The organism is Paraburkholderia domus, from assembly GCF_905220705.1.
Lineage (GTDB): Bacteria > Pseudomonadota > Gammaproteobacteria > Burkholderiales > Burkholderiaceae > Paraburkholderia > Paraburkholderia domus.
Window position 1 is genome coordinate 52,286 of the sequence record NZ_CAJNAT010000028.1, and the last position, 17,537, is coordinate 69,822.

The 17,537-nt window shown below is 59.0% G+C and carries 13 protein-coding genes; 7 read left to right on the forward strand and 6 right to left on the reverse strand.

The genetic code is table 11. The features are described 5' to 3' along the window. Positions 1–8: 8 nt before the first annotated feature. Positions 9–1,520: a sugar ABC transporter ATP-binding protein gene (locus tag KHO31_RS31495; RefSeq protein WP_201082048.1), complete on the reverse strand. Its 1,512-nt coding sequence runs from the start codon at positions 1,518–1,520 to the stop codon at positions 9–11. 95 nt (positions 1,521–1,615) lie between these two features. Further along, a complete protein-coding gene (locus tag KHO31_RS31500; RefSeq protein ID WP_201082046.1) occupies positions 1,616–2,701 on the reverse strand; it encodes a sugar ABC transporter substrate-binding protein in 1,086 nt (361 codons plus the stop codon). A 538-nt stretch (positions 2,702–3,239) separates the two neighbouring features. Here KHO31_RS31500 and KHO31_RS31505 point away from each other — a divergent pair. The 4 genes from KHO31_RS31505 to KHO31_RS31520 all read left to right on the forward strand — a co-directional run bounded on the left by KHO31_RS31505 (position 3,240) and on the right by KHO31_RS31520 (position 7,627). Next, the gene (locus KHO31_RS31505; protein WP_201082044.1) at positions 3,240–3,542 is read left to right on the forward strand and encodes a hypothetical protein; all 303 of its coding nucleotides are present in this window, start codon (positions 3,240–3,242) and stop codon (positions 3,540–3,542) included. A 233-nt stretch (positions 3,543–3,775) separates the two neighbouring features. Then, entirely contained in the window at positions 3,776–4,861 is a 1,086-nt protein-coding gene (locus tag KHO31_RS31510) for a porin (protein ID WP_201082043.1), read from the forward strand. Between the two features lie 252 nt (positions 4,862–5,113). Then, positions 5,114–6,181, forward strand: coding sequence for a hypothetical protein (locus KHO31_RS31515; RefSeq protein ID WP_236071581.1), 1,068 nt, complete (start codon positions 5,114–5,116; stop codon positions 6,179–6,181). A gap of 135 nt (positions 6,182–6,316) precedes the next feature. Continuing rightward, positions 6,317–7,627: an MFS transporter gene (locus KHO31_RS31520; RefSeq protein ID WP_201082041.1), complete on the forward strand. Its 1,311-nt coding sequence runs from the start codon at positions 6,317–6,319 to the stop codon at positions 7,625–7,627. Between the two features lie 140 nt (positions 7,628–7,767). On the opposite strand, the gene KHO31_RS39910 is transcribed toward KHO31_RS31520, so the two are convergent. The 3 genes from KHO31_RS39910 to KHO31_RS31535 form a co-directional block, all read right to left on the reverse strand. Continuing rightward, on the reverse strand, positions 7,768–9,177 hold the full coding sequence (locus KHO31_RS39910; RefSeq protein ID WP_328822627.1) for a methyl-accepting chemotaxis protein: 1,410 nt from the start codon (positions 9,175–9,177) through the stop codon (positions 7,768–7,770). Positions 9,178–9,495: 318 nt separating this feature from the next. Continuing rightward, positions 9,496–10,641 carry a lactonase family protein gene (locus tag KHO31_RS31530; protein WP_236071583.1) on the reverse strand — a complete coding sequence of 382 codons (1,146 nt, stop codon included), beginning with the start codon at positions 10,639–10,641 and terminating at the stop codon, positions 9,496–9,498. Between the two features lie 356 nt (positions 10,642–10,997). After that, positions 10,998–11,615, reverse strand: a complete 618-nt coding sequence (locus KHO31_RS31535; RefSeq protein WP_236071586.1) for a helix-turn-helix domain-containing protein — start codon at positions 11,613–11,615, stop codon at positions 10,998–11,000. Positions 11,616–11,651: 36 nt separating this feature from the next. Between KHO31_RS31535 and KHO31_RS39555 the strand changes: the two genes are divergently transcribed. Further along, complete coding sequence (locus KHO31_RS39555; RefSeq protein ID WP_236071589.1) at positions 11,652–12,077, forward strand: hypothetical protein; 426 nt, start codon at positions 11,652–11,654, stop codon at positions 12,075–12,077. Positions 12,078–12,231: 154 nt separating this feature from the next. Here KHO31_RS39555 and KHO31_RS31540 read toward each other — a convergent pair whose 3' ends face one another. Next, positions 12,232–13,257, reverse strand: coding sequence for a porin (locus KHO31_RS31540; protein WP_201082039.1), 1,026 nt, complete (start codon positions 13,255–13,257; stop codon positions 12,232–12,234). Positions 13,258–14,350: 1,093 nt separating this feature from the next. On the opposite strand from KHO31_RS31540, the gene KHO31_RS31545 reads away from it, so the two are divergent. Further along, positions 14,351–15,286: a helix-turn-helix domain-containing protein gene (locus tag KHO31_RS31545; protein ID WP_201082038.1), complete on the forward strand. Its 936-nt coding sequence runs from the start codon at positions 14,351–14,353 to the stop codon at positions 15,284–15,286. A 561-nt stretch (positions 15,287–15,847) separates the two neighbouring features. After that, positions 15,848–17,302, forward strand: a complete 1,455-nt coding sequence (locus tag KHO31_RS31550) for an aldehyde dehydrogenase (NADP(+)) (protein WP_268963703.1) — start codon at positions 15,848–15,850, stop codon at positions 17,300–17,302. The last annotated feature ends 235 nt before the right edge of the window (positions 17,303–17,537 follow it).

Sequence of the window (17,537 nt, forward strand, 5' to 3'; positions counted from 1 at the left end):
GTATGTAATTAGACCGTCGCGGTGCCGAACGCGGCTTCGAGGATGACGTCCTTGTCGAGTTCCGCACCCACGTATTCGTTTTGCACGCGGCCTCCGACAAAAACGCATACGCGGTCGACAAGCCGTACCAATTCGTCGAGATCGCTGGTAATGACGATCACGCTCAATCCCTCGCTGGTCAGCGAATCGACGAGTTGATGAATCTCTTCCTTCACGCCAACGTCGATGCCACGCGTCGGCTCGTCAAGAATCAGTAGCCGCGGCTTGGTGGCGAGCAAACGGGACAAAACGACCTTCTGCGCATTTCCGCCACTCAATGTACCGACAGCGATTTCCGACGTAGCGGCCTTGACTCGCAGCGTGTCAAAGTAGTGATCGACCATCCGCCGCTCGTGGGTTTTATCGACGATACCGGCCACCGACAATTCGCCGAGACTCGACATCGAAATGTTGTTGCCGATGCTTTGCAGGCCGACGAAACCATCGCGACGCCGATCGTCGGACAGGTAAGCGATGCCCGCGGTAAACGCGCTCTGAGGGTGATCGGGAAGCGCGATCGGCTTGCCGGCATGGCTGAACGACCCGGCAGAGGCGCGATTGAGGCCAAACAGCACCTTGGCGAACTCCTTGGCCCCGGAACCCGGCAGTCCGGCAAAGCCAACGATTTCGCCGGGTGCGATATCGAAATGATCAATCTCGACGCCAGGCGCTCGCAGTCCGTCTATCCGCCATCCCGAGCCCGTCTTCTTCCCGGGGTTCTGTCGATGAAACAGCGGCACGTCCCGCCCGATCACGCGTTGGGACAACGCATCGGAATCGATCGACTCGAGCGTGTCCATCTCGCCGGCAAGTCGGCCGTTTCGCAACACCGAGACGCCGTCACAGATATTGAGGATCTCCTCGTTGTAATGCGAAATGAACACGAAACTCACGCCGGTCGCTTTCAGTTCGCGCATGAAATCGAACATGTGATCGCGGTCGGCAAGCGTGAGCGCAGCAGTCGGCTCATCGAGGATCAGCAGTTTTCCGCCGCTGAACAACGCGCGAAGGATATTGAGCTTGCGCTTTTCCACGGCCGAGAGCCGGCCGGCAAGCATCCCGGGATCGAGTCCTGTGTCGGCCAGCGCCCGCACCGCCTCGTCGTGCAGCGCACGCTGGTCGACCACGCCCGGAAAACCGCGCTTGACGGGCCAATGCCCGAGCATCAGATTGTCCGCGACGGTCATCTGCTCGACGATCATCGGTTCCTGCGTGACCAGGAAGACGCCACGCGCTTCCATCTCCTTCACGTCGCTGCCCTGGACTTCCTCGCCATCAAGAAAAATCTTGCCCTCGGTCGGAGAGATGAGACCCGAGATCAGGCTAACGAGGGTCGATTTGCCGGCGCCGTTTTCACCCAGGAGTCCGTGGATCGTCCCTCGGCGGATATGCACGGAAACGTGATCGAGGGCGACCAAGGCCTTGTAACGTTTGACGACTTCCTGCGTTCTCAGAATGTAGTCGGTCGATGCTTGCGTCATGGTTTGCTTCCTGATCCGAATCTGGCATGCAACCGACGATGCGCTGTGTCGGTTGCACGCATGCCTGGCGTGTACTATCGAGACCTGTCGGCCGATCAGTTGTAGCGCAAGCCCCATTCGTTGTACGCGATGTTCCCCCAGTGACGTTTGTCGTGTACGGAACTCTGATCGATGATGTACGGCGGAATGACGAGGCTGGGGCCGGAATCGGATTTGGTAATCTGCCCCCTCTCCCAGAAATACTGATTGTTCTCATACGGACCGAGCGGCACCGATTTGCCCTTCATTGCGTAACGGTCGAGCATATCGACCGTGATCTGCCCATACGCGATCGGATCCTGGGACACGACGGCATCCATATAACCATCGCCGATCCATTGGATCGCAGCAGGCTCGCCGTCGATCGTCACGAAGATCACGTGCCCCTGTTCACCGACCTTCTTCCATTTGCCCTTTTGCTGCAGGGCAGTCGCGATGCCGCGGGCCGGCGAATCGCTCGGCGCATGCACCGCATCGAGATCCGGGTACTCGGACAGTGTCGACAGCGTTTCCGACAGCATGTTCTTCAGCAAGCCCTCGGTCGGCCGGCTGATGACCTTGATCTGCGGATACTGCTTGAACGTCGCGTCCATCCCTTCCTTGCGCAGTCGCCACGCCACCGATTGCAACGCGCCATAGCAGTTCAGCACCGTGCCCTTCGGGGTACCGTACTTCTTCTTCAGCGCGGCGATAATCGTGTTCGCCGCCATCACGCCACCCTGGTAGTTATCGAAATCCACCGTGATCGCGACGTCGCCGCCTTGAGACGGCGTATCGATGATGCCGACCGGAATCTTCTTCATGTTGTACTTCCGGATCGCGCTGACGATTGCCTGACTGTCGATCGGATCCGCGATGATCGCGGCGGGATTTTTCAGCAACAGGCTCTGCCACTGCTCAAGCTGCGTAGTTGTACTGAAGTTGGCGTTGACGGACTGAAACGTCCATCCTTTCGCCTCGACTGCCCGCTTGACGGCTTCCTGTTCGGTCGCGAAGAAGTAATAGTCGAGACTCTTGTTGCTGAAGGGCACGAAAGGCCGGTCCTGGGCGGTCGCCCAGTTCGGCAGCGCCAGCGCGCCGGCTGTCGCGGCCGCTGTGGCCAGAAACTGCCTTCGCGTAGCAATGCGTGCATTCTTGTTCATGTCGAGTGTCTCCTGCTCCTGGTTATGAATGCGGCGCTCAGTGCGGGTCGCCGGCAAAAGCGGTTGGCGCGATAGCGTTGCTTGCGGCGACGTAGCAATACTACGCATAAAACCAAGCCTTCTCAACCAAGGGGTTTTACCTAGATGATGCAAATCAACCCTTTAAAACCCAATAATCTGGAGATTTCAGGCGCACGCTCGTTAGATCGGGGTGTCTCTTTCTGGTTTGCAGAGTAAAAATACCAAATTTTTGCAGCGCTATATCGTAGTGTTGCTACTTATACTGGCGCCGGCTTGCCGTCGCGCCAAAAAATTTTCACTTCGCTCGCAGGAAGAGGAGACCATTCCTCTTCCCCGAAAATCCTCTGCGGCGTGCAGCTGGCCTGCTGAAGCGGTGGAGATGCCCAGCTAAGTCAAGCCCCATTCTGGGCGCGTTCAGCCAGTCCCCAGCCTCCGGGTCTTGGGGGCATACGCCCGGTGCACGAGGCACTAGCCCTCTGGCGTTCTCGATGTGGACCACTGCACATAAAGCTTCACGATGGGACTCCTGGCGGCTATCGGGATCGGCTTTTGTGAGGAGCTCAATCATAAGAAAATCCGGCCTGAGGACATCGAATTCCTGAGCCCGTATCCGACGCACAACATTCGCCGGTTCGGGCGCTACAGCCTGCACCTGGATCGCGCGCCGGACAGTAGAAAAATACCATCCAATCTAAGTTTTATACATGGACGCATCGTCATCCGCGCAATTAATCTTCGCCGGCTGATGTTCGGTACGCGTTTCGCGGGAATCGACATCGAGCACGCAAAAAATACAATCAATCAACGGAGATCAGATTGACCAGCGAAACTACTTCAGGCCGTCGGCTTACCCTACCGTTACCGGCCTCCGCGCAGACAAACAACGACCTGATGGGCCGCCACGAACCGACTCTCCATCCGTAAGACCGTCGCATATCCGGGCGTATCGGCACGCCCAATAGCTCCACTTCATGACATTTATATTAGTTATACGAACACAATAATTTTCTATTCACACCGGCATTCCGGTGTTAATAGAAACGGAGATCCCGCATGAAAAGGTTTATCACTCTTGCATCCGGCGCAGTCTTGTCCTGCGCGTCCGCCACTTCCGTGTTCGCGCAGTCGAATGTCACACTCTATGGCGTGCTCGACAATGGCTTCGTCTATCAGAGTTCGGGCGGCAACAATTCGGCAATCCGCGCGGTACCCGGCGGACTCTTCTCGACACGCTACGGCTTCAAGGGAAGCGAGGATATCGGCGGCGGCCTGCACGTCAATTTCCAGTTGGAGCAAGCCTTCTCCGGTCAGACGGGTGCAGCGACAAACCCGGCTGATGCCTTTAATCGTCTAGCGTTTGTCGGCCTGTCCGGCGGCTTTGGTGAAGTCCGCTTCGGCTTGCAAAACTCGCCGCAATACGACGTGCTCCAGGCGGCAATGGATCCGTCGTGGGTGAAGAGCATTGCGTCGCCCATGAATAATTTCAATGCCCTTATCATCCGCGCGAACAATGGCATTTCGTATTACACCCCCACGTTTGGCGGGCTGAATGCGAAGTTCATGGTCGCATTGCGCGATGGATCCAACTCGACGGGCAGCGGCATCGGCTTTTACAACGTTGTCCTCCAGTACGTCAACGGGCCGTTGAATGTGGCGGCCGGCTACGAACGAGGAGACGAACCAGGCGTCGGAGCAGGTGGGAGCTATACGCTCGCGGGCGGTGCTGCCGCGGGGCCTGGCGCTGTACTGAGCGTGTTTAACGCGGGTGCTTCGTATGCGATCGGGGCCAACCGCATCTGGCTGGCCTTTCACACGGAGAACCTGACCAATACGCCGAAATACATGCAGCACGACGTCTACCAGATATCGGACTCGTATCAGATCAACCCCTTCGCGCTACTTTCGGTGATGTACGGGTACCTGCACGACCGCACAGGGAAGGGCAACAATGCACAGGAATTGGGCCTGCTTTTCGAGTACTCCCTGTCCAAATCGACCGAGCTCTATACAGCGACCGGTTTCATTCAGAACAGGAACCAGGCGGCATACACGCTCTCCGGTACGGCGTATTCAGGCCTTGCGGTCACTCCCGGTACCAACAACCGCGGCATCGGGGTCGGCCTGGTACACAAGTTCTGACGCCACGGCAGAGACGCCGCCTAGCTACGTCCGGATCATCCGCGACGCGGTACTTACCCTGGCACCTCACCGATTAAAAAGTGCCAGCGAATCTCAATTTTGTGTAAAGGCATTCGCGCGGGCATCGCATACATTCCATCACACCGCGACAGGCTTCATCGTGTTGACGTCCGCAACCTGTTATCGACGGTACAAAAATCGATGGTCGTTGAACGACCGCGTCTTGCATATCAACAAAGTATGGAAGGAGACATGAAAAAATCTAACGCCGTCCGCGTACCACTGCTAGGTATCGCTCTTTTCGGTTGCCTCACGGGTCTGGCGCATGCAGGAGATGCGCCGCTGGCCTCAGGAGGAGATGCACCGACACTGCAGCTTGCTCAGACGGACATCACCGCCCCCGCAGCCACGTCGGATTTGGGCGCGGCACCCGTGACGCTGTCCCAAGCCAGCACACTCAATGCGCCGGTTTTACCGCCGCCGGAGCTATTCGCCCCACCGTCCTCGTGGAATGACACGTATATCGGCTATCGCGTGGGTACCGACTTCTACTATCCCGGTGTGCGAACCCAATCCGGCGCACCGGCCAAGATCACGCAGAACATCGGCTTTCTGACGACCACGGGCGGCTTCCGGTACGGCAGCTACGCGTTCAACGTGGACTACCTGGTCTCCAGCATGGCGAATCCCGAAGCGGGACCGACCAATCAATACGGCTACCCGACGCCGGGTTCCGGCGGCGCGCAGGAGGTCTACAGCGTCGGCCGCGTCGAGTTCAGCGCAAGCAAGATTTTTGGCAGACCGTTCTCCTATGGCTTCATCCGGGACTTCGGCCTGACCGTCGGCTATGAATTCGGCACCAAGAACGATGCCTATGCTGAACGGGCTCGCATGGTCGTGCTCGGACCCACCATCGAGTTTTCTGTACCGCACGGCTTCTGGAACGTCACGCTCGGCGTTCGCACGGAAAGCAACCACGACGGCATCACCAACGTGGAGGTGCACTTCAATCCGGCCGTGCACCTCGAGAGTTCCTGGCTGTATCCGTTCCGTCTGGGCCCGGTTCCCCTGGTCTTCAAGGGCTTTGCCAGCCTGACTGGACCAAAGGGCAAAGACGGCTTCGGGGTCAACACCACCACGGAATTCCTGACCCGAGTGTCGCTGTTGGCCGATGTCGGATCATTCGCCGGTCATCCTCGTACCGCATACGCAGGTATCGGCTACGAATACTGGCACAACATGTACGGCACGCCATCCTCCGAGCAACCCGGCACAACCCAGACCTCCTGCCCGATGTTCGTAGCCGAAATCCACTTCTGACCGGTTGATCTTGTGAAAGTGGCCGTCGTCAACCGCGATCCAGGTTACAGATGGTCACTTTCATGCACATGGTTGCGGTGTGCAGTTTTTGACTCCGTTCAAGTCACTATTAAAAAATAGACTGGAGACGAATTGATGGAGACAACTCGACCGAAAGGGGCACGCCCCGAAAATCGCTGGGGCATTCTCGTGCTGCTTGCGCTCGGGTTGATGATCTCCTTTGTGGACCGCACGAGCATGTCCGCAGCGCTAGCGGATCGTCATTTTGTGAGTGAATTTGCGCTGTCGCATGTTCAGCGCGGCTGGCTTGGCGCAGCCGTCTTCTGGTCCTACGGAATGCTCCAGCTGCCGATGGGCTGGCTCGTCGATCGCTATGGCGTGAAATGGCCTTACTCGATCTGCTTTGTGCTGTGGTGTCTCGCAGCTGCGGCAACCGGCCTGGTTGGCACGCTGTCCGCGCTAATCCTCGTGCGCCTCCTGATTGGCGCCGCCGAAGCGGTGGTCGTTCCTGCCACGTATCGCTACCTGGCCAACAATTTCGAAGAATCCCAGAAAGGCACGGCGCTCGGGATTTATTCAGTCGGAGGCAAGATGGGGCCGGCGCTTGGCGCACCGATTGCGGCCTGGCTGATCGTCTCGGCTTCCTGGAAGGTGATGTTCATTGCCACCGGCCTGGTCGGGCTGATCTGGCTGATGCCGTGGTTGCTGATGCTCAGGAACGATTTCCCGTCCAAAACCGAACTTGTCGCGGCGAAGCAACGGGCGGCATCGGTGCCGCTCAGTAATCTTTTAACGAGTCCAGTGGTATGGGGCGGGTTGATTACCAACTTCTGCTACAGCTATTTCGCGTTCTACTGCATGACCTGGATGCCGGCTTATCTGGTCGAACAGCGCGGCCTTTCGCTGAAGCAATCGGGGCTCTACACCTTTGTCAGTTTTGCGGGCATTGCAATTGTGGCGGCGCTGGCCGGATTCGCGGCAGACCGTTTGATCGCACGCGGCCACGATGCCGTGATGGTGCGCAAGTCATTCATTGTGGCCGGGTTCATCGGTGGCACGACGGTTTTGCTCGGTGCCTATGCCCGTTCGCCTCAAATAGCCTTGTTATGGAATGTGGTTTCGCTGTCGCTGCTGGGTCTCGTCACGGCGAACAACCTGGCGTTGGTCAAATTGACTCTGATCCCCAAACAGGCTGTTGGTCTAAACACGGGCCTGCAGCAAGTCGCGACGAGCCTCGCGGGCGGTGTCTCGGCGAGTCTCTCGGGCTGGCTGCTTCACGTGGGCGGCAACTACACGCTGCCCATGATGGCGATTTTTGTGTTTCTGGTGGTGGGCGTGACTAGCACGGTAGTGCTGCTGCAACGGAAGTGGGCACCGAAGGTCAACAACTACGAGTCGGTGCAGCAAGTGCAACGAGCGCAAAGGCAGCGATCTTTTCACAAGTAAACCCTCTGTCGCCACGTTCGAGCGCGATTGGCTGTGCGGCGGAGACACCCGCCGATTCGCCCATCTCATTCACGCCCGCATTGCCGAACCCGGCGCCCCGATTCAACGACGACATCCGCGCCAATTGACGGCGGTTTTCGTCAAAGCTGGAACTGGGCGACGGAGTCGACCAAACGCGTCGCTTGCTGCCTGAGGCTTTCGGCCGCCGCCGCGCTTTGCTCGACCAGCGCGGCGTTCTGCTGCGTCGTCTGATCCATCTGGCCGACCGCTTCACTCACCTGTTCGATGCCCGTGCTCTGCTCCGCGCTGGCCCTGCTGATCTCGCCGACGATGACCGTCACGCGCTGCACGGCGCCGACGATCTGCGTCATCGTCACGCCCGCTTCGTCGACAAGCGCCGTACCGTGGTCGACCCGCTCGACGCTGGCCGCAATCAGCGCCTGGATCTCTCTGGCGGCCTGCTTGCTGCGCTGTGCGAGGCTGCGGACCTCCGTCGCGACCACCGCGAACCCGCGCCCCTGTTCACCCGCGCGGGCCGCCTCGACGGCCGCGTTGAGCGCGAGAATATTGGTCTGGGCTGCAATGCCGTCAATGATGCCGATAATGTCGGCAATCTTGCGCGAGCTCTCGTTGATGCCCTTCATGGTCTCGACCACCTGGCCCACCACGTTGCCACCCTGTATGGCGATCGACGACGCGCCGGAGGCCAGGTCGCTGGCTTCGCGGGCGTTTTCCGCGTTCCGCCTGACGGTGGCGCTGAGTTCTTCCATCGAGGCCGCCGTTTCCTGCAGCGCGCTTGCCTGTTCTTCCGTGCGCTGGCTGAGGTCCAGATTGCCAGACGCAATCTGCGCCGAGCCGGTCGCGATCGAATCGCTGCTGTTGCGCACCTGCCCCACGATCCTCGCGAGCGAGGCGGTCATTTCCTTCATCGCCGCCATCAGGCTATCGGTGTCGCCGGGGCGCACGTGCAGAGCGACGTCGAGCTTGCCTAGCGCGATCAGGCGCGCCGCCTCGCGCGCGTCGTCGGGTTCTCCGCCGAGGTTGTGCGTGATCGAGCGCGAAAACATCACCCCGCCGACGATGCCCGCCAGCACGGTCAGCGTCAAGGCGGCGAAGCTCGCCATGATCGCGCGTGTCTGTTGCCGCTTTGCCTCGGCACCGGCCGCCGCGGCCCGCTGCACGATCTTGCTGCCGGCCTCGCGCAGCAAGATCACGGGCTCGCGGTCAAGGCCATCCATTGCCTTGTCCCCGACGGCGCTATCAAACCCCGAGGCCTTGAACTGATCTAGCGCCTTGCGGTACGACTGCGCCATTTTCTTGTGGAGCAAATTGAATCGCTCGATCATCGTGCGAGCTTCGTCGGGGGGCAGCTCGACCGCGAGCTTCTCAGTGGCGGCCTGGACCGTCTGCTCGTATTTCTCGAAGGCGCCCCAGTACTTGTCGAGTTGCTCGGGATTCTTGCCGCGCAGCACGACGTCCTTGCCGTTCTGCACCTGGTTCTTGAACGCGATCAATGCATCGGAGACCTGACGAGCCTGCGCGCCATCCACTGCGATAATCCGCCCGTACGCGTTCGCAGCGTCGTTCATCTGGAAAACGCCGAACAGTCCCGCCGCGGATGCGACCAGCAAGGCGGCGCCCAACGCCAGCGGAAGTTGATGAACCAGTTTCATGCATCCCCCTCACAAGTAAGGTCAGCGCGCCAGACGCCGGCCATATCGACACGCCGCGCCACCAGGTCGGCGGCTTGATCGGAACCGTGTCGTGTCTCCATCAATATTTTTTACGAAAGATTCCTGACATTGCGAAGGCGCAAGACAGACGCGACCGACTCTCAAATTGCAATAGCGCCCTCCTGGGACAACGACTTAATTCACGAACGCAATGCTGGTGGGTGACGAAATAGCAGCCGATTTACCGGTGTCCGATAGCAACCCGGACGTCGTGTCGATGTTGAACACACTTACCTTGCCGCTACGTTGATTGGCGACCAGCAACCACCTGCCTGTCCGATCGATTCCAAAGCCCCACGGTTTGTCGCCGCCCGACGCGATACGTTGAACAAAAGAGAGGTCTCCCGTATCGGGGCTGACGCGATAGACCACTAGCGAATTTTCTCCGCGATCTTCGACATAGACGAAGCGGCCGTCATGACTGAGTTCAATCTCAGCTCCGCTTTTCGCACCCTGGAAATTCTGGCTGGAAATGGGCAGCGTTTGCACCAGCGTCAAATACCCTTGCGCGGCGTCCCAACGCAGGACCATCACCTGGGCGCTTAATTCGGTCAACAGATAGACGAACTTACCGCTCGAACCGAACTGAAGATGACGAGGACCGGTGCCCGCAGGCGCGACGAACTCATGAGAAGCGCCATCGATCTTTGACAACGCATGCGTCGCCCGATCGAAATGGTAAATGAACACGCGATCCGCACCCAGGTCAGGGACAAGCGCGTACTGGCCGGATGGATCGATTGCAACGCTGTGTGCGTGCGCACTCGCCTGACGCTTGCCTGGCCCGGAGCCGGTCTCGGCAATCGTCGACACGAGCGGCCCCACGCTGCCGTCAGCATTGACTGCGACACTTGATACGGACCCGCTGTTGTAATTCGCCCCGAGCAAGGTATTCGATGGCACGTCGAAGCGCAAAAACGTGGTTCCGTGGCCACCGGTGAACGTCGCGTTGATTTTACTGAGTGTGCCCGTTCCGCGATTCACGGCATAGGCGGTGATGCTGCCTTCCCTCGCGGCATCGTCATCGACACCATACAGGACAGGTAACTCGGGGTGCGCCGTGACCCACGTGGATTTCAACCCTTGGGCAACCGGACCTATCGTGGTCAGGTCGCCGGTTGACGTATCGAGGCGCAGCGCGTCGATCTGACTTTGCAGCGTGCCGACGTAGACGAAGTCCGCATGCGCAGATCCCGCCGATGCGGCGCCAGTCGTTGCGTCGGTCGTGCAGGCCGACAAGGCCAGTGTGGAAAGCGCCGCCATCGCGCCGAACAGCGCCATGGATTTTCTCTGGAACAACCGGGTCATATTCGATTAATGTAGAGACACTTAGGATGTGAGAGGAATGGTTACCACCTGCCCCTGAGGACTAACGGACCGCAAGCGCCGCAGTCGTCCATGATTCCGTTCCCGACTCGCCACTGAGTTTTCTCCATCAATAGGATCAGTAGTTTTTACGCCGTCAGGCGGAGACGTCCGGTTAAGCGTATTCAATTCGACTGCATGCGTCCCTGTACAAAATTCGGATTCACTGGCATTTTTTCGAAGCGCTCAAGTACATCTCCAGCTTGAACCCCGTATTCCGGAGCAACGTCATGCAGAACGGTAAACATGAGCCATTGAGTCATGCTCACTCACTACGATAGCACCCTGCGATGCGACTGGTGTCGCGCAGCGACGCGAAAATGGCTCGGCGCCTCGCCCACTTCCCTTCGGAAGAAACGCGTAAAGTACGCCGCGTCGGCAAAGCCAAGCCAAAACGCAATCTGTTCGACCGACATATCGCCGAAAATAAGATGACGCTTCGCCTCCGCGATGATGCGGGCGTGAATCATCTTCGTCGGACTTTGTTCAGACGCCGACGCGCATGCCGCGCGCAGTTGAACCAAAGAGACCGCCATCATCGACGCATAGTCTTGCAGCGGCAGATTCTCGCGGTAATGTTCGTCAATCAGCTTGCGGAACCGGTCTACCTGGCGAATATCGTTGCGGACTGCGGCTTCGCTGCTGGCCCGCTCCAGACGCGTTTCGCGGACCAGCATTAGCAGAAGGCTGGTAAGCAGGGCTTCTGTGCCTACAACATGGCCGACCGCTTCTGACTCGACTTCCTGCTTGAGGTGGTTGATCAGGTTATAAAACTCCAGCCCTGTCTCGGCAGAATAGGAAAGCGGAATCATGCGGGCTGACGACCAGAGCGAAATGAATTCGCGAAGCTTGGCGTTGATCTGCGTCAGATAGGCGACCTCGATGGTCACGACCCAACGGTCGACATCGACTTCGTAGTCGAGACCATGAACGCACTCGGTTGGCAGCAACAACGCACACGGGCCTTCGAATGGCACGCTGCTACCTTCCAGGTTCATGACGCCCCGGCCACTACGAACGAAAATCACCTGCCCGTAAGCGGGATGCGCATGCGGCTCGGTGCGCCAGCGGCCACGATCGGTGACATGCCCGACATGCACAAACCAGTGCTTTGTTTCAAGGTGCTCAACGTACAACCGGACCTTGGGAACCGTCGTCCGCTTCGCTTTCAGAACCGACGTGGGTTGATACTTTGCCAGCGCACCGTGTGTCATAAAGTCTCCTTTCCGGTCGAATCGATTTCGGCGGCGGCCGCCGCTGAAATTCCGGTCTTACACGGAAGCGTTCTCTCTCTGATCCGCCCAGACCATGGGTCTCTAGTCATGGCGACTGATGCCGTTGACCGGAAATGACCCAACAGGTTAGAGCAATATGTCGTGGACACCGCCGCGGCGTTCGCAACGGATACGAGTACAACGGACTCCGCGGAATCCAACTCATGGAACGGGATTTGCCATTTACTCCCACGCCGCTCCCGTTCTCACAACATCGGCGCACACCCCGGCATCAGAACTTATGCACGATCCCCACGGTCACGCCGCGGGTGTCGGCGCCCGGCGCACCCTTGAGACCCTGGTAGTTGGTGCCGTTAAGACTGAATTGGGCGTCATTCCGGTTCTGGATAAAACCAGCGGACGCATACAACGTGGTCCTCTTCGAAAGCAGGTGCTCGTAAGTCAGACCGATTTGCTGCGCGTTATTGCCCTGCCCCGTCCGGTCATACGCATAACCGTACATCACCGAAAGATCGTCGGCGGGAGTGAACGAGTAGGAGGTCGATGCCGCGTACACGTCACGCTTCACGCTGTTGTCGGTCTGCCGTTCCGTGTGGTACGCCAGAAAGAACTGGGCGTTGCCAACGGTTACCGAAGAACCGATGTTGAGCACTTTCAGCATCGATGTTCCGGCCGCATTTTGCGCCTGCTCATAGCCCGCGGCGAGGTGGAAAGGACCGTTGACGTAACGGACCGCCACGTTATAGAACTGCAACCCGTTAGTCGGCTTGGTCGTCGTGTCACGCATCGCCACCATGAACTGGGCAGTCAAGCCATAGAACGTCGGCGTGAAGTACGAGATCGCGTTATTGACGCGAACAGTCAGGGTGTTGAAGTTGTTCATCGGCGAACCCAGACTCATCACCGCCAGCGGGTCGAGCTCGGGGTTCAGGAAGATGTACTGCGGCGTATTTTGCAAGCCGATGCGCGTCTCACCGAACGCGCCCGACAACCCTACCCACGCCTGCCGGCTAAATGCTGCCGTTGAACTGGCAGCAGCACCGGTCGCGCCGGAGAAGCCCTGCTCCAACTGGAAATTGACGTGAAGTCCGCCGCCAATATCTTCACTACCCTTCAGGCCATATCGGCTTGCGAAGAGTCCGCCCGATGTCGCCCGGACCGCCCCGCCGCTACCCGCATTCTGATATTCGACCCCATTGTCAATGACACCGTAGAGTGTGACCGACGACTGCGCATGGGCAGCGTTAAAAGCGCATACCGATGCAACGCCCGACACAAGAGCGATCAACTTTTTCATCTAGTCTCCGAATCAATGTTTATTTTTTTAGAATTCTTAGTTCAGCATGAATGTCTCCAGTGCTTCCTTATTTGAATGTGATCGACTGCCTTATGCCTCTATCGTCGCCCCAGTTGACGCGCGACGTTTCCGTCCGTTACTACTTGTCCCCGAGTCTGCCCAATTTGGCGCTTATCCGGCAATGGAGCGTCGAGCTTCATCCGCGTGAAAACTAGCAATCTCGCTGCGCATCGTCCGAGTGCAAGATGTCCTCGTGAACGCGGCCACGATCAACGTTCGCGAGCGCCAACCCAGATCGGTAATTCGAAGGACGGCGCACCTTCGGCGCGCACGATAATGCGGGTCGTTAGCGTCGGCTTCGATACCTCGCGCCATCCGGTGAGATGCGCCGAAAGATGGTGTGGCTGCGATGAACACAGACCGGGCGACGCTGGCCGACGTGCGCGGATACTCGGCGAGTGCAAGTTTCATGGGACGCTTCTGCCCGATCTCCTATCCTTGTGACCTGGTTCGCCAAGGACTAGAAGAAACCCCCAGCCGCCAGACACTTTGTCTTGTGCTTGTAAGAATATTTGATGCTAGATCGCTAGTCCCTACACAAAAAGTAGATTCACTGGCATTTTTTTCGGTCGAGCAAGGACTGCCGAAGTCCCGACTCCGCACGCAGATTCCAGGGACCTACGGCCTGGTCCAATCGCCGAGGCAGCCCGAAAAAACTCGTCAGACGGGGCCCGATCGCGAGACCTTGCGGCCCAACGCCTTGCGCGGATTCCGCAAAAATTGCCGAAGTCTGCCCTCCGTCCAGCAGGCGGGCCGCAAGATATGTCATGCTATCGGCTTCGGCTTCCCCGTTTCCCGGAAACAGGGCTTGGTGCGTATCAGGTCAAAACCGGACGAGAACCGGAATGGCGACGGCCATGGCTCTTTGATCTGCGTTATCGGCCGCTCACAACACTGCGGGAACGACTTGCCGCCGCCTGACCGCTGAGCCAGGGTTAACGGGGACAGTGCCGGAAAATCCTCCTGATCAAGACCGGACAACGATGACCGGTCTTCACGGAGCGATCCCGTTGATCTTCGCCACGGAGACTTTATGACACACAGTGCGATGACAAAATATCAACGCCAACCCGACAACAACGTAACGCTGAAAACGGTGCCGAAGGTCCGTTTGTATGTGGAGCGCCCTGAAGAAGAGAAATGGTTTGTCAATATCGGTCACGTTACGGAGCGCGGCCGCTGGAAAACCGAACCTCACGCTCATCCTGAATACGGCCAGGTCAACTTCGTTCGCAGCGGCCGCGGCGTGATGAACCTCGAAGGGTCCAGTGTGCCATTCGAGGGGCCATGCGTTTTGCTACTCCCCACCGAGTGCGTTCATGGGCTCGACTACGAGATCGACGCCGACCGATGGGTCGTGACGATCGAAGTGTCCTATCTGACGCAAGTCAACGCCAGGCTCCACGAGTTCATCCAGTTGTGGTCGGCCCCGCGCATGATCCCGCTGCCGTCCACTGCCGGCATAGCAACGGAGTTCTTCGGCCTGATCACCAGACTGGCGCAGGAGCTCGAATCCAAGAACATCGGCCATGTGGTCGGCACAGAAGCGCTGCTTACGTCGCTGTTCCTGATGCTGGTTCGCGGAACCCAACTTGACCAGATCGACAATGGTGGCGCGACCCGCAACGAAATCCGGCTGGCTGACCGGTTTCGTGAATTGATCGATCAGCATTACCGCCAGAATCTGCCGCTGCGGGAGTATGCGTCGATGATGGCGGTATCTTTGGTACAACTGCGTGCGGCCTGCGCGTCGGCAACGGGACAGAGCCCCACCAAGATGATCCATGCACGCATCGTCACCGAGGCCAAACGGAATCTGATTTTCGGCGAGATGTCCGTGGAACAGATCGCCTTTGGGCTGGGTTTCTCGGACGCCGCATACTTCACGCGCTTCTTTCGCAAGGAAGTCGGCGAAGCGCCGAGCCAGTTCCGGTCGAACGCTCGCGACCAGGCACAAAAATCGAAGTAGGCCGCGCTGATCTCGGCGCGCCATGCCCGCTTGCAATCGCTGCGCGTATCCGTCTGCAATCGCGGATCACCGCAAGCTCGTGACTGCAAAAAATACCAGTGAATCTGACTTTTGTGTAAAGGCAGACACCCCGCCATCCAATACTATTCGGCCCACACTGAGACGGACTCGTCCAGTGTTTGATTGATCAGCTACTTGCCAGCAGTGCGGCCCATGAGTCGAAAAACGACTACGCCCCATGGCTGAATTCCATTTCTGATCGGGTCCGTTTTGAACCCGACGATTGGCGGTCCCGCAAGGGGTCGCCAATCGTCGTTCAGGAAGATTGTTATTACCTGTTGTGATTGCGTCTGAGGTCGCTCGTCCGCTTCGCCTCTACGGAGTTAATCGTCGCGCTTTGAATGAAGCTGTTTCCTTCGTCAGCTCAACCTCGTAGACCCGGCCACGCATCGCCGTCACTTCAGCCTGTCGCGTCGAGTGGCGACCGCAGGACGTCAATGAAACAACGCCGGTGGTACTCGCCACTTCAAAACGTCAGCTCATTCAGAACATTCGTCTTTCATCTCTTCTGGAGTAGTCATGCAGATTCAGGAATACACCGCCGCGCAAATCCTGGCGGCCGTCACGGCGGCTGCTAACGTCTCCGATGATTGGGCTCAGTCATCCGCGCAAACGCGAGCCGCATTGTTGCGCGGGCTCGGCGACGCGCTGATCGCGAATCGTGAAGAACTGGTCCGTCTCGCCGATGAAGAGTGCTCGCTGGGCACAGCTCGCCTGAATGGCGAACTTGATCGCACCGCCTTCCAGCTCGGCGGCTTCGCTAACCACATCGAAGCAGGCCACGCCTTCGCGCTGACCGACGACGAAGCGATCGCCGGCGCGCCGCCCATCGGACGCCCACATCTGACGCGCGTTCGAGTGCCGCTCGGACCGGTCGCGATGTTCTCCGCGAGCAACTTCCCGTTGGCGTTCTCCGTGCTGGGTGGCGACACCGCCTCCGCGCTTGCGGCGGGTTGTCCGGTGGTGGTCAAGGCTCACCCAGGTCATCCGAAGCTGTCGCGCCGGGTTTTCGAACTGGCGCGCTCCGTAATTGCGCAACAGGGGCTGCCTGCGGGTTTGCTCGGCATGGTGGAAGGTGCGGGCGTCGACGTCGGCGTCGAACTCGTGCGCAACCCGGATATCGCGGCCGTTGCGTTTACCGGCTCGTTCAAGGGTGGCACTGCGTTGTGGACAGAAGCGAATTCGCGTCCGCGGCCGATTCCGTTCTACGGTGAACTGGGTTCGATCAACCCGGTCGTCGCACTGCCCGCTGCACTAACCGCGCAAGCCGAGGAACTCGCGCAGGCGCTGGCTTCATCGATCGAATTCGGCTCAGGGCAGATCTGCACCAGCCCGGGTCTGGTCGTGCTGTTCGACGGCGCGGACGCCGACCGGTTCGAAAATACGCTGCGCGAAGCACTCCAAGCCAAGAAAACCCACACGATGTTGACGCCCGGCATGAAGCGCAACTTCGACGCAGGCGTCGCGCGTCTCACGGGTACACCCGGCGTGCAGACCGTTCTCGCCACAGAATCGAACGACGATGTCAAAGCGCCGCCGCGTCCGCTGCTCGCGCGTACCCGTGCACAAACCTTCATCGCGGAACATGCGTTGCGCGATGAAGTGTTCGGTCCGGCTTGCCTGCTCGTGCGCGTGGTCTCTGTCGAAGAAATCGTGGACGTGCTGAAAGCCGTCGGCGGAAGTTTGACAGTCACGTTGTGGGGCGCGGAAAGCGATTCCGCCGACGTGCGCCGTATCACCCGCCGTGCCGCGCAGATCGCCGGACGCGTTCTGTTCGGCGGCGTGCCGACTGGCGTTGCGGTGACGGGCAGTCAACAGCATGGCGGACCGTGGCCCGCGTCGACCGAGCCGTTCACTACTTCCGTGGGCTACGCCGCAATGGATCGCTTCCTGCGCCCCGTGGCGCTTCAGAGCGCCCCGGCGTGGCTCGTGGAACGCGCTGGACGGCCCTGCTGATTGCAGCCGATAGCGGCGAGTAACGGGGCATTGTTAGCCGTCTTCACCTGATGTACTCGCCAACCGCATACTCCCCCTCGTTTCAGACGGCGCTATGTCGATGCGCGCTTCCCATAACCAGCACGCAAAACCGAAGCAGTAAGCAAGCCACACTCGCACACGTTGTGCCGCGATACCCGCACGCTTCGCTAACCATTCACACCCATAAGCAAAAAAATGCGCCGTGCTCTCGCAC